General features: G+C 49.4%; 1 rRNA gene. It reads right to left on the bottom strand.

The annotated features are described in order from the left end of the window. Window positions 1-75 (bottom strand): 16S ribosomal RNA (locus AC1DJW_RS26665); the annotation flags it as partial. Window positions 76-328 lie beyond the last annotated feature (253 nt).

The raw sequence follows: 328 nt of genomic DNA, 5'->3' as shown, positions 1-328 counted from the left end.
AGATCATCGTTCGACTTGCATGTGTTAAGCACGCCGCCAGCGTTCATCCTGAGCCAGGATCAAACTCTCCGTTGAAGTAAAACAAAAACAGACACAACCACAACCACCGGAAATAACGGCAGAAGAGCTGCACAAAATTTGAAACCAGCCGAAAACACCAGACCCCACCCACGGGGGTGGACAAGGCCCGGCAAAATCAACCAATTAAAATAAATCGGTATCAACAAACTTGGCACACTATTGAGTTCTCAAACAACAGACACACCCGGCACCACCCACACCCACCAAAGGGTCCAGGATCGCTCCGGAGCAACTTTCCAAACTTACC

It is taken from the genome of Arthrobacter sp. 05L417 (genome assembly GCF_056397865.1).
This window is presented reverse-complemented; position numbering and strand designations above follow the sequence as displayed.